General features: G+C 54.0%; 19 protein-coding genes and 1 pseudogene. 11 read left to right on the top strand and 9 right to left on the bottom strand.

Features of this window, described 5'->3' with window-relative positions:
• The first annotated feature begins 106 nt into the window (after positions 1-106).
• Positions 107-1504, top strand: a complete 1398-nt coding sequence (locus tag AACY09_RS20790; protein WP_339490757.1) for a phosphate ABC transporter substrate-binding/OmpA family protein — start codon at positions 107-109, stop codon at positions 1502-1504.
• 174 nt (positions 1505-1678) lie between these two features.
• Here the strand turns inward: AACY09_RS20790 and AACY09_RS20785 are convergent, their stop codons facing one another.
• Positions 1679-2632, bottom strand: a complete 954-nt coding sequence (locus AACY09_RS20785; protein ID WP_339490756.1) for a hypothetical protein — start codon at positions 2630-2632, stop codon at positions 1679-1681.
• Between the two features lie 563 nt (positions 2633-3195).
• Between AACY09_RS20785 and AACY09_RS20780 the strand changes: the two genes are divergently transcribed.
• Entirely contained in the window at positions 3196-3597 is a 402-nt protein-coding gene (locus AACY09_RS20780) for an MbcA/ParS/Xre antitoxin family protein (RefSeq protein ID WP_339490755.1), read from the top strand.
• Entirely contained in the window at positions 3594-4271 is a 678-nt protein-coding gene (locus tag AACY09_RS20775) for an RES family NAD+ phosphorylase (protein WP_339490754.1), read from the top strand. Before AACY09_RS20780 ends, AACY09_RS20775 begins: the two co-directional genes overlap by 4 nt.
• 48 nt (positions 4272-4319) lie before the next feature.
• Here the strand turns inward: AACY09_RS20775 and AACY09_RS20770 are convergent, their stop codons facing one another.
• Both AACY09_RS20770 and AACY09_RS20765 read right to left on the bottom strand, forming a co-directional pair.
• The gene (locus tag AACY09_RS20770; protein WP_339490753.1) at positions 4320-5030 is read right to left on the bottom strand and encodes a hypothetical protein; all 711 of its coding nucleotides are present in this window, start codon (positions 5028-5030) and stop codon (positions 4320-4322) included.
• 402 nt (positions 5031-5432) lie between these two features.
• The gene (locus AACY09_RS20765) at positions 5433-6029 is read right to left on the bottom strand and encodes a lecithin retinol acyltransferase family protein (protein ID WP_339490752.1); all 597 of its coding nucleotides are present in this window, start codon (positions 6027-6029) and stop codon (positions 5433-5435) included.
• Between the two features lie 401 nt (positions 6030-6430).
• Between AACY09_RS20765 and AACY09_RS20760 the strand changes: the two genes are divergently transcribed.
• Positions 6431-6814, top strand: coding sequence for a hypothetical protein (locus AACY09_RS20760; protein WP_339490751.1), 384 nt, complete (start codon positions 6431-6433; stop codon positions 6812-6814).
• Between the two features lie 69 nt (positions 6815-6883).
• Here AACY09_RS20760 and AACY09_RS20755 read toward each other — a convergent pair whose 3' ends face one another.
• From AACY09_RS20755 to AACY09_RS20740, 4 genes are all read right to left on the bottom strand, one after another.
• A complete protein-coding gene (locus AACY09_RS20755; RefSeq protein WP_339490749.1) occupies positions 6884-7633 on the bottom strand; it encodes an SDR family NAD(P)-dependent oxidoreductase in 750 nt (249 codons plus the stop codon).
• Positions 7634-7635: 2 nt separating this feature from the next.
• Entirely contained in the window at positions 7636-8061 is a 426-nt protein-coding gene (locus AACY09_RS20750) for a MerR family transcriptional regulator (protein ID WP_339490748.1), read from the bottom strand.
• Positions 8062-8168: 107 nt separating this feature from the next.
• Positions 8169-13676 carry a trifunctional serine/threonine-protein kinase/ATP-binding protein/sensor histidine kinase gene (locus AACY09_RS20745; RefSeq protein WP_339490747.1) on the bottom strand — a complete coding sequence of 1836 codons (5508 nt, stop codon included), beginning with the start codon at positions 13674-13676 and terminating at the stop codon, positions 8169-8171.
• A gap of 211 nt (positions 13677-13887) precedes the next feature.
• Entirely contained in the window at positions 13888-14562 is a 675-nt protein-coding gene (locus AACY09_RS20740; protein WP_339490746.1) for a response regulator transcription factor, read from the bottom strand.
• A gap of 330 nt (positions 14563-14892) precedes the next feature.
• On the opposite strand from AACY09_RS20740, the gene AACY09_RS20735 reads away from it, so the two are divergent.
• Entirely contained in the window at positions 14893-16689 is a 1797-nt protein-coding gene (locus AACY09_RS20735) for a sensor histidine kinase (protein ID WP_339490745.1), read from the top strand.
• An 11-nt stretch (positions 16690-16700) separates the two neighbouring features.
• Here AACY09_RS20735 and AACY09_RS20730 read toward each other — a convergent pair whose 3' ends face one another.
• Positions 16701-17636, bottom strand: a complete 936-nt coding sequence (locus tag AACY09_RS20730; protein WP_339490744.1) for a LysR family transcriptional regulator — start codon at positions 17634-17636, stop codon at positions 16701-16703.
• 395 nt (positions 17637-18031) lie between these two features.
• Here AACY09_RS20730 and AACY09_RS20725 point away from each other — a divergent pair, with 395 nt between their 5' ends.
• The 6 genes and pseudogenes from AACY09_RS20725 (at position 18032) to AACY09_RS20700 (ending at position 24495) form a co-directional block, all read left to right on the top strand.
• Positions 18032-18418: a response regulator transcription factor gene (locus AACY09_RS20725; RefSeq protein WP_339490743.1), complete on the top strand. Its 387-nt coding sequence runs from the start codon at positions 18032-18034 to the stop codon at positions 18416-18418.
• Between the two features lie 238 nt (positions 18419-18656).
• On the top strand, positions 18657-19859 hold the full coding sequence (locus AACY09_RS20720) for an NAD(P)/FAD-dependent oxidoreductase (RefSeq protein WP_339490814.1): 1203 nt from the start codon (positions 18657-18659) through the stop codon (positions 19857-19859).
• An 80-nt stretch (positions 19860-19939) separates the two neighbouring features.
• Positions 19940-20206, top strand: coding sequence for a transmembrane sensor/regulator PpyR (locus AACY09_RS20715; RefSeq protein ID WP_339490742.1), 267 nt, complete (start codon positions 19940-19942; stop codon positions 20204-20206).
• Between the two features lie 152 nt (positions 20207-20358).
• Positions 20359-21195 carry an alpha/beta fold hydrolase gene (locus AACY09_RS20710; RefSeq protein WP_339490813.1) on the top strand — a complete coding sequence of 279 codons (837 nt, stop codon included), beginning with the start codon at positions 20359-20361 and terminating at the stop codon, positions 21193-21195.
• Between the two features lie 76 nt (positions 21196-21271).
• Positions 21272-22237 carry an MBL fold metallo-hydrolase gene (locus AACY09_RS20705; protein ID WP_339490741.1) on the top strand — a complete coding sequence of 322 codons (966 nt, stop codon included), beginning with the start codon at positions 21272-21274 and terminating at the stop codon, positions 22235-22237.
• A gap of 826 nt (positions 22238-23063) precedes the next feature.
• A pseudogene (locus AACY09_RS20700) lies at positions 23064-24495 on the top strand (IS1182 family transposase).
• 303 nt (positions 24496-24798) lie between these two features.
• On the opposite strand, the gene AACY09_RS20695 reads toward AACY09_RS20700, so the two are convergent.
• Positions 24799-26028, bottom strand: coding sequence for an acyl-CoA dehydrogenase (locus AACY09_RS20695; protein WP_339490740.1), 1230 nt, complete (start codon positions 26026-26028; stop codon positions 24799-24801).
• Positions 26029-26042 lie beyond the last annotated feature (14 nt).

Genomic DNA, 26042 nt, shown 5'->3' with positions numbered 1-26042 from the left:
CGAGCATCTTCACACTATTTACTGTGGCACAACGACATCGTCACATCGATGTCACAATAGTGTCTTATCGTCGCGGCACTTCTCACCCATACAAGGTGTTTGCCGCATGTCGTGCGTCTTGCTCGATAATGATCGTGATACTTGGAGCCGTGCCTCCACACTTATCCTTCTCGGTTTTATGTGTTACGCCCTGCCCTGGTCTGTATTCGCGGCGCAGCAACCAGCCGTAAGCCCGCCTTCATCAAGTGCCCCACTGCTGCGCATGCAAGGCTCGAATACCATTGGTGCCAAGCTAGGGCCTGCATTGGTTAAAGGCATGCTTGAAGCGCAAGGTTATCGCGCAATCAATATTCAGCCCAGCGGCGTCGAAAACGAGCAAAGAGTTACCGCCACATCGGCCAAAGGCCAGAACGTCAGAATTGATATCGCGGCCCATGGTTCAAGCACCGGCTTTGTTGGTTTGCAAGAAGGCAGCGCAGACATCGCAGCCGCCTCAAGACCGATAAAGGATGCAGAAGTCGCAAGCCTTGCGGGCTTAGGCGACATGAAAAGTCGCGACGCAGAACAAGTCATCGCGATTGACGGGCTGGCAATTATTTTGCACCCGAGCAACCCAATCACCTCACTGCGTACCGACCAACTGGCGCAGGTGTTTTCCGGCGAAATCAGCAACTGGTCCCAGGTTGGAGGCAAGGCCGGTGAGATTCACCTGTACGCCCGCGATGACAACTCAGGCACCTACGACACCTTCAAAGAGCTGGTGCTCAGTGCCAACGGCAAGGCTTTGTCGGTAACTGCGAAGCGTTTTGAATCCAACGATAAGCTCTCGGACACAGTCAGCAGTGACCCGCAAGGCATCGGATTTACCGGTCTGCCCTCAATCCGCCAGGCCAAAGCACTGGCCATCGCCAGCGGCGAATCCCAGCCCATGCTGCCGACGCAAGCCACTATTGCCACAGAGGACTACCCGTTATCGCGGCGATTATTTCTCTATAACTCTCCCGCTCAGGGCAATAAGCCTTGGGTGAAGACACTGGTTAACTTCGCTCACAGCCCTCGCGGCCAAGCCATCGTTGCGCAAAACGGCTTTATTTCGCAGACAGTCAGCGCCATCAAGGTTTCAGCAACGCCCGATATGCCGCCGGCCTATCAACACCTGGCCAATAATGCCCAACGGTTGTCTGTCAATTTCCGCTTCGCTGAAGGCAGTGCCAATCTCGATAATAAGGCGTTGCGCGACCTAAGCCGAGTATTTGACTTCTTGAGTTCACAAAATAAGCTGCATCAAAACGTAGTGTTGGTGGGGTTCGGCGATCCAAAATCTGATCCCGCGCGAGCCGAGTTGCTATCTAAACTTCGGGCCATGGCGGTACGCCGTGAACTCGCAAAACAGGGTGTGATGTTCAAAGACATTATTGGCCTTGGCGATGTGCTGCCAGTCGCCGCCAATACGGGTGAGGAAGGACGGATCAAGAATCGTCGGGTTGAGGTCTGGGTCTACTAATTGACACCTTTCGCAGGGCTCATGACAAAGGCCGCTTGATAATCAAGCGGCCTTTGGTTGGAGCTGTCTAAAATACAAAGATAGCCAGCAGAATGATTATCGGGATTGGCACACCAAGGAAAAACAATAGTATCGAGCGCATATCAGTCTCCTAAAACTCAATGAGTGTGGTGATCAAACGTCGCGTTGACGACCACCGAAGGTGGCGGCAAAACTAGCAATGAAGGCCCCTATCAACAGCGAGATAAACAGCCAGATCGCCGCATAGGCAGAGGCTTTGCGCGCATCATCTGCAGCTTGGCGGGCTGTAGTTTCTGCTTTATCAAGCGCGGTTTTTACCTGGGTGAAGGTATCGGCTACACGCTTTTCAGCCTCTTGCTGAGTAAGACCTGTGCGCTGAGCGACCAACTGGCCGACATACTGGGTGTCCTCTGCGGGCATGGTTCCAGTGCGAACGGCGTTCATGAAGATGCGCGTGATTTCAGCCATTGGTACAGCGCTTTGACTTTGAGTCAGTGCGCCTTGCTCACCCGCATAGGTATTGGTGTTAGGACGAAACAGTGAGTCAAGGGCGTACCCCATGGAGCCCTCTTCGCCTTTTCCATCGTTCGTGCCTGCACTCGCGGCGGCTGCGCCTGCAGTGGCCACTACCGCTGAACTGGCGACACCTTGTGCAACTGAAGCACCTGCTTTAACGCCACCCGTGACGATTGCACCCACCACGGAACTGAGCAGCACAGCGGTTACCAAGGTCGCGACAGACCAGGCTAGAAAGCCGTGTGCGGTATCGCGGAAATAAACTTCATCCGTGTGTACGTCGATCCACTTGGCTCTAAGCCGACCCGCCAGATAACCGCCCATTCCGGCAGCGAGTAATTGAGTGATGGTGATCCACACAATGGTCGACACACCAAAAGTGCCAGCACTGACACCCTCGTTTGACCAAGGCGATACCGATGAAAAGCCCAGGCCAGTGCCTAGGATCAACAGTATGAGGGAGAGTGCCGCCGCCGCTGCGGCACCCGCAAATATAGCGCCCCAGGAAACCGCGCTGGCGGAAAGCTGCGGAGCGGCCACGTCGGGTCCGACAGTGTCGTATAGCGGGTTCTGCTCAATTGTTGTTTTCATAATGTTCTCTCTTTGACAGCGTGCGAGATTGCAGTAAACCGAAAGCTAACCTTGACCCTATATGGCAGCATTAACGCGCACGGAAATACGCGCTAATTCGCATCTAGGTATGAGAGCGCGCAAGGCTTAGGCATAAACTGGTGGGTGTGCTGAAACGCTTCAGATCAATCATGTAGACGGTTGCCGTCGACACGCTCATATCTCTCAAGTTATCCATGGCAGTTCCTCCAATGAAGTTCTGTGCATTCGTTAATCAGACGAATTACATTTACTTACATTCTCCTGAAGAGCAAAGCCTGTGCCATATCAAGACATTGAATAATATGTCTACTAATCAATAGGTTATGCATGTCTCGCTCAACTGCATTTAATGCAATATGCATGATCACATCGCCCTGCCGTGCAGTTTGCATGATGAACATACGCTGGATATTCAAGAGCTGCAGACCCTGGCCTGCCCCCTAATACCCTGCAACAACCTTATTTACGTATATGTATGATTGATGTAGATTTATACGCATACGTATAGCTTCTGGCTTAGCAAGCTTGCCGAGGAACCGGTTATGAACAGTCAAGCAAAGGTCACCCAGTCACTCACCGACACGCCAAAGGCGGGTCAGGTGGCCCTTACTTTTTTCTTTGGGTTAATGAGTAAGTGGGGGTGCTCTGCTTCAGAGCAAAAAGTGCTGCTAGGCTCAGTGGCCAATACCACCTACCACAAGTACAAAAGCCTGCCTGAAATCCGCTTAAGCCATGATCTTCTGGAGCGTATTTCGTATTTGATGGGCATACACAAGGCACTACGCATTATCTTCAGCAACAATGCCGAATCGGCGTATCAATGGGTCAACAAGCCTAACAGTGCCGCACCATTCAACGGGCAGAGTGCTTTGCAATTCATGTTGTCTGGGCGCATGACCGAACTGTCGGACGTTCGCCGGTACCTAGATGGTGTTCGGGGGTGAGTGAAGCCCCGGGCATCGCCCTACCAGAATGGGACAGAGCCTACCGGCTCGTGAGTAGCGCGTTTCCACCCGTATCGGTTTTTGAAGACATTCTTGACCCTGGCCAGCTGGAAGCAGCATTCGCCATTGAAAGCATGACCAATGACCGATTGCTCGATGAAGCAGGCGTGCTCTCGCGGGTGGCGCAAGAGGATCGTGTGAGCGGCCCAGGTTCAACGCCTTTAATGGCTGCATTCACTCACATAGGCACAAGCAGCCGGTTCACGGATGGCGCTTATGGTGTCTACTACTGCGCCAGCTCGATAGAAGCGGCGATTGCTGAAACGAAATTTCACCGTGAGCGGTTCCTGGCCGCTACCCAAGAGCCCTGCCTGGAACTGACGATGCGCTGTTACGTCAATTCATTGGTCGAACCGCTGCATGACATTCGGGCAGGCTTTGAGTCGCTGCATGATCAAGATACGAGCTGTTATGCGCTCTGCAACAGCTTCGCACGTGAGCTGCGTGAAACCCGCTCTTATGGTCTGGCGTACAACAGCGTGCGAATGCCTGGTGAAGAATGTGCGGCCATTTTCCGGCCTACGGCAGTAACAATCCCGGTGCAGGGCCCACACTACCGCTATTGCTGGGACGGGCAGCGCATAGAGCATGTCTTGCTGATACAAAGCATTTAAAAGCCTGCTTTATGCAGCTTTTTGCTGTTAGGACAGGCCACAGGTTGATCACAATGGTGGGTCCGCTTCGGCCTTCAAGACTTTTCTGCAACCACTCGCCGGCCCAAAGCAATTTTCAAGTTTTGTCAGTATGTATTCGATTTGTGCATTGAACGGATAGAGCAGCGTCTTTCCATCACGCTGGGCAGTTTGCAGGTACTTCCAGCGTTGCAGTACTTGTGGGTAAATCTTCGGATGATCGCTTGCCAGTGAGTCAATCTGCGAACTAATGAAACGGGTTAACGAATCAATGGTCTCTCGATCACTCGCTGTTGCAAGCGGCGTGTCTTGGCGGATATCGAGCACAGCAAGCGTGCGCAAATTGTCCGAAATGCCTGGTGGAGAACCGGAATGGTCGGCCGGTAAAAACGTATCCAACAGTTCTAATATCTCGAATGCCTGATTAAGCGCTGTACCTAGGTTGTGTGTTTTTTTCGAATACACTGCTCGGACATCGCCTGCATGCTCTTGATAGGTATAGAGAATAGCTTCTAAGGTGACAGCGCTCTTCGCTGTTTTGATCTGTTCGCTCAGTTGATTTTCTGCTTTGCTCATCTGAGCCCAAAATCGCTCATCACCGTTGTCGCTGTAGAGCAATAAGTAGCGTTCTACATCGAGTACGCTTGAGCGAATGTTAGCGCTTGTGTCGGCATGAGCGAATGACAGTGGCAGAATCAAGGAGAGACTTAAAGCTGTAGCGGCAACACGAAGATTGCGCATGCAGTGCGCCCCGGTGCGGAAATCGGCCTATTCTGCCGAGCTGCACGAGGGGCGTGGATCGGACGTTTCCGCCCAAGGTGTAGGACCAACCTGAAAGGAATAAGGCGCAAAGATGTGAATGGCACCTCCTCAACCGCCTTCAGATATTCATTCTCCCTGCCTTCTAATCGTACAACCTGACGCGCAATGGGTAGCCTTTGACTCATCGCTTAAGTGTCTGAAGCTCAATTCTTTGTCTAGTCCTGAAATAGGTGTAAACCTATTTCAGGACTAGACACACTAATCGCCTCCTAGCCGACATCTATCTGTTGCGACCGGCGACTTTCGGCCAAAAGCAGCCATTCGATGAGCCTACAAAACGCTGGGCGATTCAGTGATCGTGCACGGCCAATCAGTCGACCGCTAAGCGATAAAACATGGGTCCAACGCCGAAACCAACGACAGTAATTTACCCGGGCAGCGCACATAAGCACTTAATTGCGTGCTGTAACTTTTCCCGCTTATACACCAGTTGCAAAAATGCTCGCAATTGTTGGACAGCAACTTGTATTGACGCTCACCGACTCGTGAGCGTGCGCGATTAGCAACTTCGTGGTTGGAAAATTCATACGGTTCTTGAAACACCCACACCGGCTTGCCGTTTGCAAAGTGTTCAAGGTCAGTCACTTCGACGGGCCCCGACTTGAGAGAAGAGCTTAAGCCGGAGTAATGAGCAACTTCACCACCGCCAAGGTATATCCCATGATGCATGTAGAAACTACGCGGTGTTATCAAGTGTGCGCCTACCAATACGCTGCCTGGCTCCAGACCGACGCTCACAAATCCCAGTGAATCACTTGCCAATCGGCTCGGTATGCCATGTCCAGGTAGTACCCGGACTTCTGGCTTCAAGCAATTGATGTAACTCACGAGACTGGTAGTCAGAAGCGATATGCAGACAAGCATTGTCGAGCGTAGCGCTAAAATACTCTCTATCGCCTGGGCACTGAATTTGTTCACGATGACACCCTCCGCAACCCTTGGCCTTTAATCTATCGCCTGGGTTGAGAGGGTTCCTTTGTACAAGCGCTTAAATCGAATACTTAATGAATATGACTTCCCTATACCTAGGTATCAAACCCGAACCTGCTGACAGAGTTAGCGAGATTTAACCGGGTGCGGCATGAGTTAGAAGTCAATCAAGCCCCCGGAATGCAGGTGCAAAAACTGAAAAGTCTGAAATCTAAAACGCCAACAGCTTTTGCTTTTAGCGCCCACTCCTTGCGCATTAATAAACCAGCATTTGGATCAATAACTGCTATTGATGCAATTGCCTGGTCTGAGTGTTTGCCAGCGCTGACCATCTGTCCCAAGGCATTAACGCCCCTCCGTCAATTAAACAGGGTACGAGGATAGATAAAATGACAAAGCTAAACTCTGTAGCAAAAAACCACATTATGCGCAGCACTGCAGCCTTGGTGCTGGCTGCAATTGCAAGCCTGACAGGTTGTGCGCAAAACACCGATGCTCGGCTCAGTTGGGAGCGGCGTAATACCTTGCAGGACCTGAATCGCTTTGCCTACCTGGATTGCGTCAACAAACAGGTGAGTTCAGATACCAGTGTTATTCAGTTTGACCAGTCTTCAGGGGAGTTACTCATCGGTAGCAGCGATCCGCAGCAGGCGAGTGGAATCGTAAAAGTCAGCGAGCGTGAAGACAGCATGCTGTTCAGTGTTTACCAGGCAGATGCCTGGCAAACCAAAGGTGAACTGGTCAACGCAGCCTATGCCTGTTCACATGGTTAACATGCATTAACGCAACCAGTAAAAGCGCCTACTCGCCGGTGGGCGCTTCTCATTGTATGCCCCAAGCGTCTAGATTTGGCCTAGGCCACCATCCGCACACAGATCAATGCCGGTGACGAAGCTGCTTTCATCGCTGGCCAGAAATAACGCCGCAGCAGCCAGTTCCTCAGGCCGCCCCAAACGGCCCAGAGGAATCTTTTCCCCGACGCCCTTCTCGAAAGCCTCCAGGTGTTCTTCGGCGATGCCCATTTTTCCGATAATGGGCGTCTTGACCGGTCCTGGGCTCAGGCAATTCACCCGGATACCCCGGTGTTTGAGGTCATACGCCCAACTGCGCGCAAACGAACGCACTGCGGCCTTGGTCGCGGCATAGACGCAATGGCCTTCAAGCGCCTTGAAGTGCGCAATAGAAGACACCAGCACAATCGAGCCACCGTCACGCAGCAGAGACAAGGCTTTTTGTGTGGTCTGAAAAACGCCTCGGACGTTGATTTCGAACTGGCTGTCGTATTGCTCGTCGGTGACGGCCTCAAAGGGTGCGGGATGGATAACCCCGGCGTTTGCCACCAGTACATCAATGCGGCCATGCAGCTTTCCCACTTGCTCATAGAGACGCGCAACATCATCTTTGCGACTGACATCGCCGCAAAAGGCCGTGGCCTGTGTACCGATCACCGCCAGCGCGTCATCCAGTGCTTCCTGTCGGCGCCCGGTGATCACCACCCTCGCCCCTTCCTGCACAAACCGTAGGGCAATTGCCAAACCAATACCGCTGCCGCCGCCGGTGATCACTGCTACCTTGTCGTTCAACCTGCTCATCGCTAACTCCGTCCTATGCCTTGTTTTTGCTGATCAAGCGCATCATTGGCTTGTTCAGCGGTGTGCGTGGTGGCATCCGAATCGGTATAACGTTCAAGCCGGTCAAATAAACGTTGGCGCCGTTCGGTAAGTTGCGCCAGCAGACTGTCCAGAGCACCGAGCTTTTCCATGTGCTGTTGCAGGCACTGACGAAAATGCTCGGTGCCCGGCTCGCTATCCGCTAGATAAGCGAGCAATCCATGTATTTGCCGCGTACTAAAACCGCAGTCGAGCAGCTCCCGAACCCACAACACCCGCTGCACAACCCCTTGGCCATACTCACGGTAGCCGTTGTCTTGCAGGGTCGATTCGATCAGCTCTTGCGCCTCATAATGACGCAAGGCCCGATGACTCACGCCGGTCCGGATTGCCAGTTGTCCAATTCGCATAATGTCCTCCACCAAGGAACTCTAAAACCCTGACACTAGTGTCAGGGTCAAGCGCTAAGTTCAGAGCAGGTCATCGCCCCCAACTATCCGATTCGGCCTTCGGGCACCTAAAGCGCAGGCGCGTTTGACGCAATGGGCAAGGTGAATTGAACAACGGCCCCACGCGGCAGGTTGGCACTCGCCCACAGGCGTCCACCATGGGCATCGATAATCGAGCGACAGATCGACAACCCCATTCCCAGCCCGGTGCTCTTAGTGGTGTAGAACGGTGCAAAAGCATGCTCGGCATTTTTTTCAGCAAAGCCGGGGCCTGAGTCTCGCACGGTAACCAGCAGGCAACCCGAGTCATCCCGTCCGCTAATCACCTGTAGCACGCGTACACCGTCGATAACCGCACTCATCGCCTCAAGCGCATTGATAATCAGGTTGAGCAGTACTTGTTGTAATTCAACCCGATCGCCCGTGATCAGGGGTAATCCGTCGGTGAGTTGCGCCTGAACTAAAGCCCCACTTTTGCTGGCTTGGCCCCGGGTAAAATCGATCATCTCGGAGACCGCGATATTGATGTCAACCAAGGTTTTTTGCGGCGGGGCTTTCTTAATCAAACCGCGTATACGACTGAGCACCTCTGCTGCTCGGTTGGCATCATTGACGATGCGTCCAAGCACCTGTTCAACCTCACCCAGTTCAGGGGGATTGAAGTGCAGCCAGCGCAACGCTGTTTCTGCATTGGTCACTGTTGCGGCAATTGGCTGATTAACCTCATGAGCAATCGAGGCCGCGAGCTGACCCATGGTCGCAACACGGTTAGCGTGTGCCAATTCAGCCTGAACTTCGCGATAGCGGCGCTCGCCCTCGCGGGCTTTTTGCTCTGCCAGCTTGCGCTCAGTCAGGTCGAGTACGAAGGCCACACCTTCGTTGCGGCTGGCTTCAAACGAAGCCAACCCCAAGATGACCGACAACACACTCCCGTCCTTTTTGATGTATTGCTTCTCGAAAGGTTGGACGTGCCCGGTTTGTATGGCGAGCGCCAGAGCGAGCTCACTCTCTACCTGTGACTCCGGGGTGGTTAAATCTCTCCAGCCGACACGGCCCGAAACTAACTCTTCGCGCTCATAGCCCACCATGCGCAGAAATGCGTCATTAGCTTCAATGATTTCACCATTGGTATTCCACACAATAATACCGATGATATTGGCGTCGACCAGCCGCCGAATCTTCGCTTCACGCTGTTCGACATCACGATACAGCCGGGCATTATCCAGCGAGATGGCAGCTTGCGAGGCTAGCAGCGTGAGTACAGCAATGCGCGCGGGGCTAAACACATTGGCTGCCAGATTATTTTCCAGATAGAGCGCACCAATCAGCTTGGCTTGATTCATCAACGGCAAGCAAAGAATTGAACGTGCACGGTACTCGCGGATATAGGCATCACCGGCGAACTGCAACTCGGTGACAGCATCGTCGAGACACAGGTGTTGGCGAGTACGCAGTACCTGATTGAGGATCGAGCCAGAAAGAAGCGCAGCACTGACCGGTGCATCACGCAGCAGCATTTGAGTTGTCTCATCGCTGGCCGTCGCTTCCGCCGCAATCCGCAGATCATCATCGCTCGACAGAATCAGCAAGCCGCGCTCGGCTCCTGCTTGCTCGATGGCCGTGCGCATGACTCTATCGATCAGTTTTTCCAGAACAAGCTCACTCGAAGCCGCCTGCGCAACCTTGAGTACGGTGGCTAAATCGAGGTGTTCAACCGGCGCAGCAATAGTGGTGGTTGGACCAAGTCTTGGCGTCTCTGTTCGCAGATAAGGGTATTTCTCGTCGAGCTGACGCACTTTACCGTCTGCACCCCAGCGCAGATAAGCGTAACGGGCGTCCTGCATATACACACGGGCGACTTTCTGTAGCCCACGCCCAGCGTAGAAACGAGCCGCAAGCTCATTGGCCAGGGCCTCGATGTGGACGAAAGCATTTTGCTGAGCGAACCCAATGGTTTGCTCATACAGCAGTTCAGCATCAACTATCCGCCCCTCGCAGCGGGCCAACTCGGCGGCGACCAGGCTCACCTGAGCAGCGAAGTTCTCGGGGCATTGCTGCGCCCATGTCTGCAACTGCAAATGGTACTCGGCCATGCTACGCAAAAATTGCAAACGCTCACTACGGGACGCATCGTCATACACTGCAGCCATCGCCAGCGCTGCATAGAAAAAGTATTCGGCCTCCTCATAAAACGAGGAGGCAACCCAGAGCAGCGGCTGCGCTTTTGCAGCTGCAGATAGAGCAGCCACATTGTCTTCGGCCAGATAGTGCGACTGTAGTTTGCGTATCCAGTACCAACACGTCGCCAGCGCTAGGTCCGGGCTGGCACACAGATGTTCTTCGGTATTACGCTCATTGAACTGGTCACTGTCGAAACAGCCAAAGCTCGGGGTCAGGCCGCGAAGCATGCGTACCAGCGCAAGCTGGGTGCTGATAAAGTCAGTGACCAGCCCAAACTTTACTTTCTTGGCATAAGCGAGGCCACGCTCGGCTTCGCTTTGTACGTCGAACAAGCGTTCGCCCGAGAAAATCAGGTCGGAATTAAGCGCGTTGCCTGCGTAGGCGCCATAAGCCAAATCACCAACTCGATTGGCAGCAACAAATGCCTGTCGTAGCAAGTCGCGACACTCACGAACCGGCTTCATCCAGCGCGCAATAAAAATCGAAAAGCACAGGTAGGTGCTCGCTTCAAAGCGTTTCAGACCACGTCGTTCGACCAGATCGCAACCCAGCTGGCCGAAGCGTAACCCGGCCTTATAATCACCAAATCGCCGCCCCGCGACCCTGCCGACATTGGCGTAGAGGACGCATGAGGCATCGCAGTTACCCCTTTCAAGGCTGAGGCTAACCGCCTTGCAGATGGTCAGGCTGGCCAAGTTAGCATCACTCTGCAAGGCGGGCGCAAACAGTTTGCTTAAGGCATCGAGGGTTACCAAGGAAGCGGCGTCCTCCATCAAAGGCAGGTCGATTAGATCCTCGATAGCGCGATCCCCCAAGCGCAGCCATATATGGTCGTACTCGCGGCGCACCTCTTTATCGTTTGGGTGCGCAGACCAGTCAATATCAACGTAACGCAGGTAATCAAGACAGACAGCAACGGCCCTGTCACTGCGATCAAGAAGCAGGTAGACATCCATTTGTAAGCAGGTAACCTGGCCCCGCTCAACCGTGGTTGCAGCGTGGTTCATAAGCGTCTGCAAATAGGTATCTGCCGCCACCAGTTGCCCGGTAAGAAACTCACATTCGGCCCGGTTCAACTCAAGCCCGTAACTCAACTCATGCTGGTGTGCCCAGCAGTCAGCGCCCAGTAAATCGATGCCGGCACACAAATATGTAAGCGCTGAAGCATAGGCCGTCGATGCCTTGGCACGCAGACCTGCGAGCAGATTTAAACTCGCCAGTTGTTCGCGCTCTTGTTGCCCGCTGATAAGTGTGGCGCCGCGATTGAGCTGGCCAACGATCTCAAAGATTGCCTCTTCCTGCTGACCTGGCAACGTTTGCGCCGCAAGCAACCTGCCGATTCGCAAGTGAGCCTCGGCGCGCGATTCCACGGGGGTCAGCGAGTAAGCAGCCTCGTGAATTCTGTCATGGACAAATCCATAGCCTTCCCCTGATCGCTCAACCAACTCTTGCCGCACGGCCTGCCATAACACCCGGTGGACCTGTACCTGCGAGATGCCGAGAACAGTCGCCAGCGTTGCAATTTCAGCCACATTACCGAGACAGGCCAGTTGTTGCAGGGCCTGCTGCGTTTCCATGGGTAAACGCGTCAGCTTATTAACCATCAGGTCGACAACATTGTCGGTGTAGCCCATGGCGTGGATGCGTCTGGGATCCCATATCCAGTTGCTCTGACGATGATCAAAACAGAGTAAATTGCCTTCAACCAGCGCCTGTAAAAACTGGATCACAAAGAATGGGTTGCCGGCCGTTTTCTCAAACACCAGCTGGGCCAAGGTAGTGATCTGACCAGACGGGCAATGCAAGGACTCAGAGATTAACTGCTCAATGTGCGTAGCCGTCAGCGGCAACAGCATAACCTGCTCAATACTGACACCTGCATGACCAATGGCCTGAAGCTTGGCGGTCAGTGGATGGGTGGCATCAACTTCGTTGTCTCGGTAGGCACCGATCAGCATCAGTTGGCGCAGATCCGATTGCACCAGCAGGCTTTCAAGCAGGTCGAGTGTCGCTATGTCCAGCCACTGAAGATCATCAAGAAATAAGGCAAGTGGATGTTCGGGTTGGGCAAACACCCCAATGAAACGCTGAAAGACCAGCATAAACCGGCGCTGCGCCTGTTGTGGCTCAAGCTCCGGAACAGCCTGCGGCTCACCAATAATCAGCTTAAGCTCTGGAATCAAATCCGTCATAAGACGCGCATTGGGCTCAAGCGCCCCAAGCAACTTGTCACGCCAACTGGCCAAGTCTGCTTCGCTCTTACCCAGCAGTGCGTGCACCAGACTCTGAAAGGCCTGCACCAGGGTTGAATAGGGAATATCACGTTTGTACTGATCGAACTTACCGGAAGCAAAGAGCCCACGAGGTGGCACCAGCACCTTATGCAACTCATTGACCACCGAAGACTTGCCGATTCCGGAGTAACCAGAAACCAGAACCAGTTCTGGAACTCCCTGGCTGACAACCCGGTTAAAGGCATTAACCAAACTTTCCACCACCAGTTCACGCCCGTACAGCTTCTCGGGAATCAGCAATCGGCCAGAACTTCCTTGCGTATCCAGAGCGAAATCATTAATGCGTTGATGCGCCAGCCAATCGGCTTGGCAATGGCGCAGGTCCTGCTCGATACCGCCTGCCGTCTGATAGCGATCCTCGGCAGTCTTCGCCAGCAATTTCATGACGATCTGGGAAAGTACTGCGGGCACAGTTTCCACTCGAACGCTTGGCGGCACCGGTCTTTTAGCTATATGGCAATGCACCCACTCCATTGCATCTGTGGCGGTGAACGGCAGTGAGCCAGTGAGCATCTGATAGAGCACAACACCGAACGAATACAGGTCGCTGCGTGAGTCGATTGAGCGATTCATCCGTCCGGTTTGCTCGGGCGCCATGTAGGCAAGCGTACCGGCGATGGTCTCCAGTGGCTTAGGCGCCTGCCTTTCACGGGGCAGCCGAGAAGTAAGGCCAAACCCTGTGAGGCGAGCATGGCCGTCGTTGCAATTCACCAGAATATGAGCGGGTTTGAGGTCTTTATGCACCAGGGCGCACTGGTGCAACCGACCCAGCGCGACGGCAACGTCAATGGCAACACTCAGGAAGTCGCTGGTTTCCATTGGCGCAACCAGCAGTCGAGACAGCGGCTCTCCACCAGGATCATCCAAATGCAGAAAGCTCTTTCCGGCCTCGCGAACCAACTCAATAGGTCGTACAGCCCACGCACTGTCGAGTTCATCTTTAAGGTTGAATTCGTGCAGCAGACGATCAAGGCAGCCGGGGGTGGGTTGCTCGGCGACAGGCCGGGTAATCAGAACGCTGTGCTGAGACGTGCGCCACTCCCGATAGAGAACTCGCTCACCGTCGTTGCACAATTGCTGCTGTCTGTTAACCATCGGCATCGGGCCATGTGAAGATGTTTATTTGCCGCAAGCGGATCACCAGTTGCTCATCATTCGCCTGCATCATCCTGAATACAAAAGGTTGCAAAACAACTGAGAACAGCGCACTTGCGTGCTGGCCAACCGCAAGAAAATGCCGAATTTGGCGCAAACTCCGATTCAGCTCGAGGCTTCGTCAATGGTCCGGCAAGACAAACGCCTCGGCGCCATGTCATGGGGATGCCTTGGACTGCGGCTTGATGCCTAAAGACTCAGCCTTTCTCACCAGATCGGCAACGGATCGCGCTTCCAGCTTTCTCATCACTTGCCCGCGATGAACCTTCACCGTGACCTCGCTGAGGTTGAGTTCATAGGCAATCTGTTTATTCATCAGCCCCGCGACAACGTAGCTCATAACCTCTCTCTCGCGCGATGTCAGCGAAGCATAGGCTGCCTGTAATGAGGCTGTCGACTGCTCGGCGACTAGCCGCTCACCATCTTTGGCCAGCGCAGCAGAAACGGCATCGAGCATGTCCTGATCTCGGAACGGTTTAGCCAAGAAATCGACGGCGCCTGCCTTCATCGCCTTGACCGTCATCGCGATATCACCATGCCCGGTCATAAACACTATTGGCATCTGCACGCCATTTTTCTCGATCTGTTCCTGAAAAGTAAGGCCACTTTCACCGCGTAGCCTTACATCGAGAACCAGACAACTTGGGACGTTGTTCTTGGCATAGGCCAAAAAAGCCTCCGACGTCTCGAAGGTTTCAACATGCAGGCCGACTGAGCGCAACAGCCCATCGAGGGCCATGCGTATCGAGGCGTCGTCGTCGACCACGTAAACCACCGGTCCTTTTTGCTCAGCAGAACCTTGGGGCGACTTTGAATGTGACCACGAACTCATCTTGCCTCCTGTCTCTCGGCCAGCAATACACAGGGCGCGAATGCCCGCAAACTTACCCTATGATCTAGCGCGCAACACTGAGGTTGTCTTAAGCCTCGGCAGCGCATTTTTCCTGCGGTAAACCTCAAGAATAGAACCTTAGCTGAAGATGATCGCAGGACTGCGCGCACAAGTAACTATGCCTGCTACCAAGGTATGACTTAAGCACACCTTGGTATAGTTTCGCTGATGCTTGCCAAAACCTATGCTGCAGCCTCAATTCGGAAACTTATCCCGCGCGTGATGACGTCCTACGCAGCAAATCACAGTGCAATGCCGTTGAAGTAGGTCATGCAGACAAAACGAGAACATTTTTTGCGCTGGGGCTCGATCATCCTGGCAGGCGCCATATTTATCATTGATACGGCGACATCGCTGAACATCGCTGTTGCAGTTCTCTATGTCACGGTGATTCTGATGTCGGTAGCAGCGTTCAGCTACCGGGGGGTGTTGAGCATCACCTTGGCATGCATGTTTCTCACCGTAGCGTCCTTCTGGGTAAGCCACCCACTTTCACCCAACAGCCAAGCCTTCACCCGCTGTATGGTCAGTTTAGTGGCTATTAGCGTGACGGCATTGTTTGCACTCAAAAACAAAGCAGCCAACGATGAGCTACACGTTCAGCTCAGCCAGCTTTCGCATACGCATGACGCAATCATGATCCGCACGCTTGAAGGCGCCGTAACTCACTGGAATCGTGGCGCAGAAAGCCTTTATGGTTGGAGCCGCGAGGAAGCCTTGGGCAAGAACCTGATAGAACTGGTGAGACTGCAGCCGCCGCGAACCGTGGAGGAAATAATCGCCATTATTATGCGAACCGGCAGTTGGGAGGGTGAGCCCGATACCTATAGGCGCAATGGGGAACGAATTACCGTGGCCAGTCGCTGCACCTTGCTACGCGATAAACGAGGCAAGCCCGTTGGCATACTGGCCACGCACAACGATGTCAGCGAGCGCAACAAGGCAGTGAAAGCCTTGAGTCGCAGCGAAGCATTTCTTGCAGGTGCGCAACGTATTAGCCGCACCAGCAGTATCGGCATCAAAATCCCGAGCGGTGAAATCTACGGTTCAGAAGAAGCCCGGCGTATCCTTGAGTTTGCGCAGGGAAAGCGCCCCTCTTTACGGACGCTGCTGGATAAAACTCACGCCGAAGACAGATCCATCATTGAGCAAGCTATTGGCGATGTGCGCAGGGGCGAACCTAAAATCGACCTTGAGTACCGCCTGCAAATGGCTGATGGGCGCATTAAATACGTCCACATGCTGACTCACCTCATGCACGACTGTGGCGGCAACCCTGAATACGTCGGAGCGTTGATGGACGTGACGACCAGCAAGCTTGCCGAAGAGGCACTGCATCGCTCTCAGATTGAGTTGGCGCACATCACCCGGATCACCACCCTCGGTGAGTTAGTTGCTTCCATCGCTCACGAAGTCAACCAGCCGCTCGCCGCCATGACTGCCAATGGTGAAGCGAGCCTACGCTGGCTGGGGCACGAACAACCTGACCTTGAAGAAGCGAGTATTTGCATCAAGCGCATGCTGACTGAAGCCCGTCGCGCCAGTGAAGTAATCCTAAGGATTCGTGCGCTGGCGAAGAAAGACGATCCGCAATGCAGCAACCTAGACTTGCGTGAAGTGGCAGAAGAATCGCTGGCGCTAATGCGTCCCCAAGCCAAACACAATCAGGTACGCCTATCTGCGGTGCTGCCGTCCACCTGTTTCATGGTTCAGGGGGACCGGGTTCAGTTGCAGCAAGTAATCATCAACTTAGTCATGAACGGGATACAGGCGATGGTCGCTGTACCAGAGAAAAAACGCCGCCTGGGTGTACAGTTACGACGCTCAGCGCAGGGTGATCCCATGCTGGCGGTTGTCGATAGCGGCCCGGGTATTGATACCTTAATGCTACCGAAAATTTTTGATCCTTTCTTCACCACAAAAGCACAGGGTATGGGGATGGGGCTGGCCATCTGCCGAGCCATAATCGAAAAACACGGGGGAAGTATCTGGGTCGAGGAGTTCGCCACGCAAGGCTCAACCTTTTGTTTCTCCTTGCCCAGTCTGGACCAAAACACTGAACGCTAGCGACTGCCCACTCAGGCCACGGCCAAGGCGACAGAGGACGCTTGCTGCTGACCGAAGTAACGATGGAAGCACGCACGCAACCAGGTTTCACGCGGGTCATTATGGGTTGCGCCGCGCCAAGCCATGGACAGGTCCGGCGTTGGTAATTTCATCGGAGCATATTCGGCAGTTATTCCGTCTAGGCGGACCATAGCCTCGGCAACATAATCCGGCACAATAGCCAGCATGTCGCTATCTGCCAGCAGCGCGGGCAATGCGCTGAACTGCGGCACAGCCAATACCACCTTACGCTGACGCCCGACCAGGCTCAGCGCGTGATCGACATCATCGGTCACGCTGCCCATTGATGACACCACCACATGGGGCCGCTTACAGAAGTCATCCAGTGTCAGGGGCTTGGCGCTGGAGCCCGCGCGGAGCACCATCGGCTGCATTGGCCGCAATCTTTTACAATGAGCGCTGGCGGGCAAGTCTTGAACAAAACTGGTGCCCACCGATATTTCGCCGGAGGTTAGCAGTTGCGGCAATTGCCGGTGATCGACCCGGCGCACGACCAGAGTGATATTGGGCGCTTCAAAGCGCAGGTGCTTCATCAATCCAGGCAGTAGCGCGTATTCGACATCATCTGAAAGCCCGATATGGAACTCCTCGCAACTGGTCAGCGGATCAAATGCTTGCGCACAACTCAATGCAACGGCAATGCCGTCCAGGGCCGGGGCCAAACGCGCATGAATCTCTTCGGCCCGGGCCGTTGGCTCCATCACCCGACCAGTACGGATAAACAGCGGATCATTGAACATCAAGCGCAGCCGCCCTAAAGAGCTGCTAATAGTGCCTTGGCACAGGAAAAGCTTCTCGCCTACACGGGTAACGTTGCGCTCATGCATCAGCGTTTCGAAGACAACCAGCAAATTGATGTCGGCACGTCGCAGATCATTTCTGTTCATTATGTTCGCCGCCTGGGCGCTGATCGCCCGGGTAAGTGGATTTAACAACCAGATCGCAACAGACCCATGTTCAGGTCAGCGATGCAACCCAAGCCTACCCAGACAAAGCCGGGGCGTCTGTTGTACTTGGGTTCAACTGGAGTATCCATTTAGAGCGCGAGCCTGTACTTGGGTATGGCTGGCAAAGGCAAAAGCAGCGATGTACTGTTTAAAAAACCGGGGCAGCCCTGCAAGGTCAGAGAGTTGGCGTTACCCGTACAAGCGGCAATCGATGGTGGTTTGCGCTGACAACCCTAGACCTTGATCTGTGCGCGATATACCTAGGTATATTTCTCCGCCTTATGAGACGGCGTATCTTGCAGTATCAATAGGCGCCGTCACGAGCGACCCACATAATGCAAAACATTCAACTTCATAAAACAGCTGTCATTGCGGTTGTCGACGATGACGAGCCCATCCGCATAGCGCTACAAAGCTTGTTGCGCTCCAGCGGCTATCAGGTGAAAAGTTACTGCAGTGCATTGGCCTTTATAAACTCCAATGGCCCTGCACAAACCCAGTGTCTAATTTCCGACATTCAGATGCCTGGCATGAGTGGTGTCGAAATGCTTGAGTATCTCAACGCCCAAGGCTTCACCATTCCGGTGATTTTCATTACCGGGTATCCAGGTGCTGCCTGTATCGCAGCCGACACCCCTCAATTTGTGGCCTGCTTGCCAAAGCCTTTTGCTGCCGACAAACTGCTGAGCCATATCGAAACCACCCTCCAAACAAAACGCTGAGCTGCCCTGCTAAGCGCCCGATAGATACCTTTGTATAGTTATCTGCCACTCACGCATAACGCTACTACCCCGATGTAGAAGTGTGCTCAGAAGACCCGATCAATAACATCAACTCACAGCAGACGATTCGCCGTAGCGAGCATTAACTCCTGTATTTCGGCGCCCACAAGTCGGCCTGCCACCCTTGAAGAAAACTTCAGGGTTATTGACCACTTCTTCTGAGGAACAAATCATGAACATGAAACAGCAAATTTTGGTCATAGGTGCGGGATTTGGTGGTGTATGGAGTGCTTTGAGCGCAGCTCGACTGCTGGACATACACGACCGTAACGACGTGGAAATCACCCTGCTAGCGCCTCAGGCAGAGCTGCGAATTCGTCCCCGCTTCTACGAAACTGATGTTCACAAGATGTTCGCCCCGCTAGATGCGCTGTTCGACTCAGTCGGCGTGCGCTTCATCAAAGGCACCGCCGAACAGATCGATGAACAGAGCAAAACTGTGGCTTATCGCGACGAGAATGGCCGCCAAGGTGCGCTGAGCTTCGACCGCTTAGTGCTGGCTGCTGGCAGCCAGTTATCTCGCCCGCCGGTGCCGGGTCTTGAGGCGCATGCCTTCGATGTGGATGAAATAGAATCGGCCGCACGTTTAGAGGCACACCTAAAGTCCCTAAAAGATCAGCCCGACAGTATTGCCCGCAACACAGTGGTAATAGCCGGGGGTGGTTTTACAGGAATCGAAACCGCAACAGAAATGCCAGCACGCTTGCGCGCTATTCTCGGCGCCGATGCGGCGATTCGCGTAATCATCGTCGACCGTGGACCGCGGATTGCTGCGGTCATGGGCGATGAAATCAGCCCGTCGATAATAGAGGCATCCGATCACCTCGGCATCGAATGGGTACTTAATGCCACTGTTGCAGCCGTAGACGCCAACGGGGTAACCCTTGCTGATGGGCGTCACATCGAAAGCAATACCGCGATATGGACCGTTGGTTTCCGTGCCAACAAGCTGACCGAACAGATGACTAGCGTGCGCGATGGCCAAGGTCGCCTGCATGTCGATGAAAACCTTAAGGTGATGGGCCAGAACCATATCTACGCCGCAGGTGACGTCGCCTATGCCGCCACCGACGACATAGGCAACTTCACCGTCATGTCTTGCCAGCACGCCATCTCGCTGGGCCGTCATGCAGGCAATAACGTTGCAGCGGACTTGCTCGGCGTGGCCCCCACCCGTTATCAGCAACCCAAGTACGTGACCTGTCTTGATCTGGGCGCTTGGGGTGCGGTGTACACCGAGGGCTGGGACCGTCAGCTCAAGTTGGTCAAGGACGAAGCCAAGGTGCTGAAGAGCCAAATCAACAGCATCTGGATCTACCCGCCCGCAGCCGATCGCACTACTGCATTGGCGGCCGCAGACCCGATGATTCCTGTTGCCTGAAGACACCCTCAACTGGGCGTCCGCCGCAGCGTAACGGTCGCCCACCGAGCAACACTGCAACCTTTCGAGGGGCATTGGCTATGTTCGCTTTCGTTAAGTCACCTCGGCGTGCCCTCAAGTTGTCCACACACATACTGGTATGCGGCATGGCGATGCTGCTGACCGGGGTTTTGCTGGCTTACGGATTGAGTGCCTACCTATCAATAACCGTTCTGGTGATGGCTCACCTCATGACTCTCTTGGGCCCGGCATTGCTCAAGCTCGGCTACGTGTTGCGCCTGCAAGCACATTACCGCTTAACGCTACGTTTGCGGCGCCGTAGCACCTTGGCGAGGAGTAACCCATGAGCCATTACAAGGGGTTCGAACCCAACAATCCAGAGCGTCGAGATTTTCTCTTGCTCGGTCTAAGTGCTGCTGCTTTAGCTGCCTTTTCCTCGGCACCTTTCGCGGCAATGGCCACCACCCACGCTTCAAACCTCAACCAAGGAGTCATGACCATGAACACAGTGACCACCCAAGATGGCGTTGAAATTTTCTACAAAGACTGGGGACCAAAACACGCTCAGCCAATCATGTTTCACCATGGCTGGCCGCTAAGCAGTGACGATTGGGATAACCAAGCGTTGTTCTTTGTAAACCTCGGCTATCGGGTTATTGCCCACGACCGACGCGGCCATGGCCGCTCCACTCAGGTCAGTGATGGTCATGACATGGATCATTACGCAGCCGACGTTGCCGCCGTCGTGCAGCATCTGGACCTGCGCAACGCAGTGCACATCGGCCACTCCACCGGTGGCGGAGAAGCCGCCCGCTATGTTGCCAGATATGGTCAGGTGCAAAAACGCGTGGCCAAGCTGATTCTGATTGGCGCAGTGCCGCCGCTGATGCTGAAAACTGCCGCCAACCCAGCGGGTCTAGGCATTGAAGTGTTCGACGGATTTCGTCAACAACTCGCAGCTAACCGTTCGCAGTTCTATCTGGAGGTTGCCAGCGGTCCTTTCTACGGATTCAACCGGTCAGGTGCTGAAGTTTCGCAGGGCATGATTCAGAACTGGTGGCGACAAGGCATGAACGGTTCAGCCAAAGCGCACTATGACGGGATCAAAGCGTTCTCCGAGACAGATTTCACCGACGACCTACGGATGATCAGCGTGCCTACCCTGGTGATGCACGGTGACGACGACCAGATAGTGCCTATTGCTGACTCAGCTTTGCTGTCGAGCAAGCTGCTGAAAAACGCCACCCTAAAAGTCTTTGAAAAATACCCCCACGGCATGTGCACCTCGCACGCTGAAGCAATCAACCTTGAGCTACTGAAATTTATTCGTGGCTGATGTGGCCTATCTGCCACTGGCGAGCCACGTCGCGACTTTCATCCCAATGGCTTTACCCAAGTAACGGAGAACGACCATGACCCTGCATCAAAACCAAACCCGCGCAGTCAATAAAACACAGGCTCTGCAACAATCAAACTCAAGCATCCACTCAGGCCAAGCAGGCTTCGAAGAACTGGTTCCTTCGCGTTATGCCCTACGGGTTGGCGATATTGATGTGCTGGTGGTCAGCGATGGTGTGCTACCGCTGCCAACCACGACGATGTCCACCAATGCCGACCCAGCCACCCGCGCCGCCTGGTTCAAGGACATGTTTCTCGGCCCGGACGCATTCGACTGGGCACTGAATGTACTGGTGGTGCGCAGCGGCGAGCAAACCATATTGGTTGATGCTGGGCTCGGCGGCCAATTCCCCGGGTTTCCACGAGCGGGCCGGTTTCCTAAGCGTTTAGAAGCGGCAGGAATCGATCTGGGATCAGTGACTGACATCATCATTACCCACATGCACATGGACCATGTTGGCGGCTTGCTCGTCGATGAGGTGAAAAATCGGCTGAGTCCAGACGTGCGCATCCACGTTGCAGCTTTCGAAGTCGCATTCTGGGAGTCGCCAGATTTTACCCACACCGACATGCCTGAGCCGGTACCGAGCGTCCTGCGGGCCACCGCCAATCAGTTCATCAATGATTACCGCAGTAACGTGCGCACATTTGAAGATGAGTATGTAGTGGCGCCGGGGGTGGTCGTCAAACTCACCGGCGGCCACACTCCTGGACATAGCGTGGTTTATGTATCTTCGGGCGGCGAAAGATTAACTTTTGCAGGCGACGCCCTGTTCCCGGTCGCCTTCGAACACCCTGACTGGCACAACGGTTTTGAGCATGACCCTGAGGAGTCTGTTCGCGTTCGCGTTCGCCTTATGCAAGAGGCAGCGGCTAGCGGCGAGCTACTCGTTGCAACACACTTGCCCTTCCCCTCTGTTGGCCGCGTGGCAGTCGATGGCGATGCGTTCCGCTGGGTAGCAGCGTTCTGGGACTACTGATCGCCGCCTTGATTTGACCTCCGTCCAGACCAACCCAGCCCTCTCTCCAGAGGTCATGGGTGGACGGAGGTTTTAGGCTAAGGAGTGACACCGTCCGCGCTGAAGCTGATTGTAGTGGTCAACAAGTCGCCGAGCCAGGTGAGTTGGAGTGGGGACACTTCGGGAGAATAAAAGCACATGGAAGTTTCCATCGCGTGATCATGCTCCATGCCGGTATTTTGTCATCAGCCCTTGATAGGATCCCATTGATCGGGCCGGTTAATCGCCACCACTACGATGCTTACCTAAAAGAGTTTCTCCGAGTTCCTAATGCGACCAATACTTGGCTTGGCTTGGGTACCCGACTGCTGGCAATTAAGAGCCCGCACTATTTCATTTGTGTTTGCGGACCCAATCGAGGGCAGCTTGCGGACATTTTCGGTACGTCACGTACAACAATAACGTTGGTGAACTACTGGGGTCGCATCATCGCTCCTATGCAGCTGATGCCATGGTGGCAGGCGGATATGCCCAGTGAAACAAGCGAACAACAGATTTAGATGGGAAGAGCTTCAATGCTCGACGCACTCTGTTACGTCCAGCCAAATTCAACACAAAGCTGATTGCTGGAGACTTTGAGCCCAAGGACGCTATGAGCAAGCACACAGAGAACTCAACGTACCGCGAGAAGCTAATAGAACACTTGTTCGTCGGCGAACTGCTGATTACGAAAAGGGGACGGATTTATTTATAGGACAGGCAGTCCGCTTCTGGCCCAGAGTGTGTAAAAACGTAGGCAGCAATCTTGATATGATTTGACCAGACTTCGTCTCAGCAGGAGATGCGTGTGCGGCGATTCATTCAAGGTGAAAATCGGACTCAAGTTACCTTGCTCCCAGAGAGTTTGGATGACTATGTGACGGACACTAACCCAGTGCGGGTAGTCGATGTGTTCGTCGCTGAGCTGGACTTAGGCAAGCTGGGTTTTGAAGGTGTCGTACCAGCGGAAACAGGTCGGCCCGCTTACCATCCTGCTGACCTGCTAAAGATTTATATCTACGGTTACCTCAACCGCATCCAATCCAGCCGGCGCCTTGAGCGAGAAGCACAACGTAACGTCGAGCTAATGTGGCTGACTGGGCGCTTGATGCCGGACTTCAAAACCATCGCTAATTTTCGCAAAGATAATGGCAAAGCAATCCGCGCTGTTTGTCGTCAATTTGTTGTGCTGTGCCAACAGGTGGGGTTGTTCTCGGAAGCACTCATCGCCATCGACGGAAGCAAATTCAAGGCGGTCAACAATCGGGATCGTAACTTTACTAGCGCCAAGCTCCAGCGGCGTATGGAAGAAATTGAGTCGAGTATCAACAGATACCTGAGTGCGCTCGATACTGCGGATCGTCAAGAGCCTATCGTTTCGCAACCGAAGACCGAGCGACTACACGGCAAGATTGCTGCACTGAAAGTAAAGATGCAGGAACTGATAGAAATCGAGACCCAGCTCAATGAAACGCCGGATAAACAGATATCGTTGACCGACCCTGATGCTCGCTCGATGAAAACACGCGGTACGGGTATCGTGGGCTACAACGTCCAGACTGCGGTTGAAACGAAGCACCATTTGATCGTCGCACACGAAGTGACAAATGATGGTTCTGACCGAAGCCAGCTAAGCCCAATGGCCAAGCTGGCGCGAGAAGCTATGGGCGTAAAAGAGCTTTCTGCGGTAGCGGACAGGGGCTATTTCAAAAGCGAAGAAATCCATGCGTGCCACGAAGCTGGAATTACTGTGTTCGTACCAAAGGTTGTCACCTCCGGTTCCACAGCTGCGGGTCGCTTTGGTCGGGAAGACTTCATCTACGACAGTTCTAATAACGAGTATCAATGCCCTGCCGGGGATCGTTTGATCTGGCGATTTTCCAGCATTGAGAAAGGCCTGAAGATGGATTGCTACTGGAGTTCTAATTGCCAGAGCTGCTCTCTCAAAAAGCAATGCACACCCAGCGTACAGCGACGAGTGAAGCGCTGGGAGCACGAATCAATACTGGATACGATGCAAAGTCGCTTGGATCAATATTCCGAGATGATGCGTATCCGTAGACAGACAGTTGAGCATCCTTTTGGAACGCTCAAAAACCTGGATGGGCGCCACTCATTTCCTGACCAAAACCTTGCCTAGGGTCAGCACTGAAATGAGCTTGCATGTGCTCGCCTACAACATGAAACGAGTCATTAAGATATTGGGTAGCGCAGCGTTGATGGAGGCAATAACCGCCTAAGGCTTGATGCCTTTTTAGTGCGTCAGAGGCCTATACAGCAGGCTTCTTGTACCGAATCAGCTAGGAAGTGCCTGAGTCGCCGCACTCGACCTGGGAGGCCACTGAGCTGCTCTTTGCCGCATTCCCCCCTCGTCCTGCCAGCCAATAATCCTCCTCGCTGTTTTTACACACTCTGGGCCGTTCGCTGCCTGTCGTCAACTGGTCATTGGCAATGCAAATGAATGGTCAAGTCCATGCAATTACGCAGTTCTGTCGCCGAAATAAAAAGGCCCGCAAGGGCCTTCTTAGTCTCTCACCAACCCATTAACGACTGGCGTTCATTGCTTCGCGGGAGATGTATTTGCCGATTTCGAACTTGCCGATGGCAGCGCGGTGGACTTCATCAGGGCCGTCGGCCAGGCGCAACGTACGTTGCATCGCATACCAATACGCCAATGGGAAGTCGTTGGAGACGCCGCCACCGCCGTGCATTTGAATCGCCCGGTCGATCACTTTCAATGCCACATTGGGCGCAACCACTTTGATCTGGGCGATTTCACTGCGCGCCACTTTGTTGCCCACGGTGTCCATCATATAAGCGGCGTTAAGGGTTAGAAAACGCGCCATATTGATTTCCATACGCGAGTCAGCAATCAGGTCAATGTTGCCGCCCAGACGCGCCAGTGGCTTGCCGAAAGCAGAACGCTCAATCGAGCGTTCACACATCAGTTTCAGCGCGCGCTCGGCCATGCCGATAGAGCGCATGCAGTGGTGGATCCGACCTGGGCCAAGGCGACCCTGTGCTATCTCAAAGCCACGCCCTTCACCCAGCAATACGTTTTCATAGGGAACGCGAACGTTCTCAAACACCATCTCAGCGTGGCCGTGCGGTGCGTCGTCATAACCGAACACCGGCAATGGACGAATAACCTTGACCCCCGGAACGTTCATCGGTACCAGAATCATTGAGTGCTGCTGATGACGTGGACCATCGGGATTGGTCAAGCCCATGAATATCAGAATTTTGCAGCGCGGATCACAGGCGCCCGATGTCCACCACTTGCGGCCATTGATCACCCATTCATCGCCATCACGCACAGCCGTTGCTTGCATGTTGGTGGCATCGGAAGAAGCCACTTGTGGCTCGGTCATGGCAAAGGCAGAACGAATCTCGCCGCTGAGCAAGGGCTCAAGCCATTGCTTCTTCTGCGCATCGTTGGCGTAGCGCACCAGTACTTCCATATTGCCAGTGTCCGGCGCAGCGCAGTTAAACGGCTCCGGACCAATCAAAGAGCTGCCCATGATTTCAGCCAATGGCGCATATTCGGCATTGGTCAGCCCCGCCCCCAATTCAGAATCCGGCAGAAACAGGTTCCATAATCCTTCGGCCTTAGCTTTGGCTTTGAGCTCTTCCATGATGGCTGTCGGCTGCCAGCGGTCACCTTCACTGACTTGCTGTTCAAACACAGCTTCAGCTGGATAGACATTAGCTTCCATAAACGCTGTGACGCGCTCACGCAGTTCCTGAACTTTTGGCGAATAGGCGAAATCCATGGGCGCTACCTTTT

The sequence above is a fragment of the Pseudomonas sp. EL_65y_Pfl2_R95 genome (assembly GCF_963971045.1).
In the GTDB taxonomy this organism is placed as follows: domain Bacteria; phylum Pseudomonadota; class Gammaproteobacteria; order Pseudomonadales; family Pseudomonadaceae; genus Aquipseudomonas.
The sequence above is the reverse complement of the archived record's forward strand: the minus strand, read 5'-3'. Positions and strand labels throughout refer to the sequence as shown.

What these genes read in the sequence shown, in the direction of transcription:
- AACY09_RS20780 (WP_339490755.1), top strand. Translation starts at nt 3,196, where the DNA reads ATGAACAGTCAAGCAAAGGTCACCCAGTCACTCACCGACACGCCAAAG.
- AACY09_RS20740 (WP_339490746.1), bottom strand. Translation starts at nt 14,562, where the DNA reads ATGAGTTCGTGGTCACATTCAAAGTCGCCCCAAGGTTCTGCTGAGCAA.
- AACY09_RS20735 (WP_339490745.1), top strand. Translation starts at nt 14,893, where the DNA reads ATGCAGACAAAACGAGAACATTTTTTGCGCTGGGGCTCGATCATCCTG.
- AACY09_RS20785 (WP_339490756.1), bottom strand. Translation starts at nt 2,632, where the DNA reads ATGAAAACAACAATTGAGCAGAACCCGCTATACGACACTGTCGGACCC.
- AACY09_RS20710 (WP_339490813.1), top strand. Translation starts at nt 20,359, where the DNA reads ATGAACACAGTGACCACCCAAGATGGCGTTGAAATTTTCTACAAAGAC.
- AACY09_RS20755 (WP_339490749.1), bottom strand. Translation starts at nt 7,633, where the DNA reads ATGAGCAGGTTGAACGACAAGGTAGCAGTGATCACCGGCGGCGGCAGC.
- AACY09_RS20705 (WP_339490741.1), top strand. Translation starts at nt 21,272, where the DNA reads ATGACCCTGCATCAAAACCAAACCCGCGCAGTCAATAAAACACAGGCT.
- AACY09_RS20770 (WP_339490753.1), bottom strand. Translation starts at nt 5,030, where the DNA reads ATGCGCAATCTTCGTGTTGCCGCTACAGCTTTAAGTCTCTCCTTGATT.
- AACY09_RS20720 (WP_339490814.1), top strand. Translation starts at nt 18,657, where the DNA reads ATGAAACAGCAAATTTTGGTCATAGGTGCGGGATTTGGTGGTGTATGG.
- AACY09_RS20745 (WP_339490747.1), bottom strand. Translation starts at nt 13,676, where the DNA reads ATGCCGATGGTTAACAGACAGCAGCAATTGTGCAACGACGGTGAGCGA.
- AACY09_RS20730 (WP_339490744.1), bottom strand. Translation starts at nt 17,636, where the DNA reads ATGAACAGAAATGATCTGCGACGTGCCGACATCAATTTGCTGGTTGTC.
- AACY09_RS20695 (WP_339490740.1), bottom strand. Translation starts at nt 26,028, where the DNA reads ATGGATTTCGCCTATTCGCCAAAAGTTCAGGAACTGCGTGAGCGCGTC.
- AACY09_RS20790 (WP_339490757.1), top strand. Translation starts at nt 107, where the DNA reads ATGTCGTGCGTCTTGCTCGATAATGATCGTGATACTTGGAGCCGTGCC.
- AACY09_RS20715 (WP_339490742.1), top strand. Translation starts at nt 19,940, where the DNA reads ATGTTCGCTTTCGTTAAGTCACCTCGGCGTGCCCTCAAGTTGTCCACA.
- AACY09_RS20750 (WP_339490748.1), bottom strand. Translation starts at nt 8,061, where the DNA reads ATGCGAATTGGACAACTGGCAATCCGGACCGGCGTGAGTCATCGGGCC.
- AACY09_RS20725 (WP_339490743.1), top strand. Translation starts at nt 18,032, where the DNA reads ATGCAAAACATTCAACTTCATAAAACAGCTGTCATTGCGGTTGTCGAC.
- AACY09_RS20760 (WP_339490751.1), top strand. Translation starts at nt 6,431, where the DNA reads ATGACAAAGCTAAACTCTGTAGCAAAAAACCACATTATGCGCAGCACT.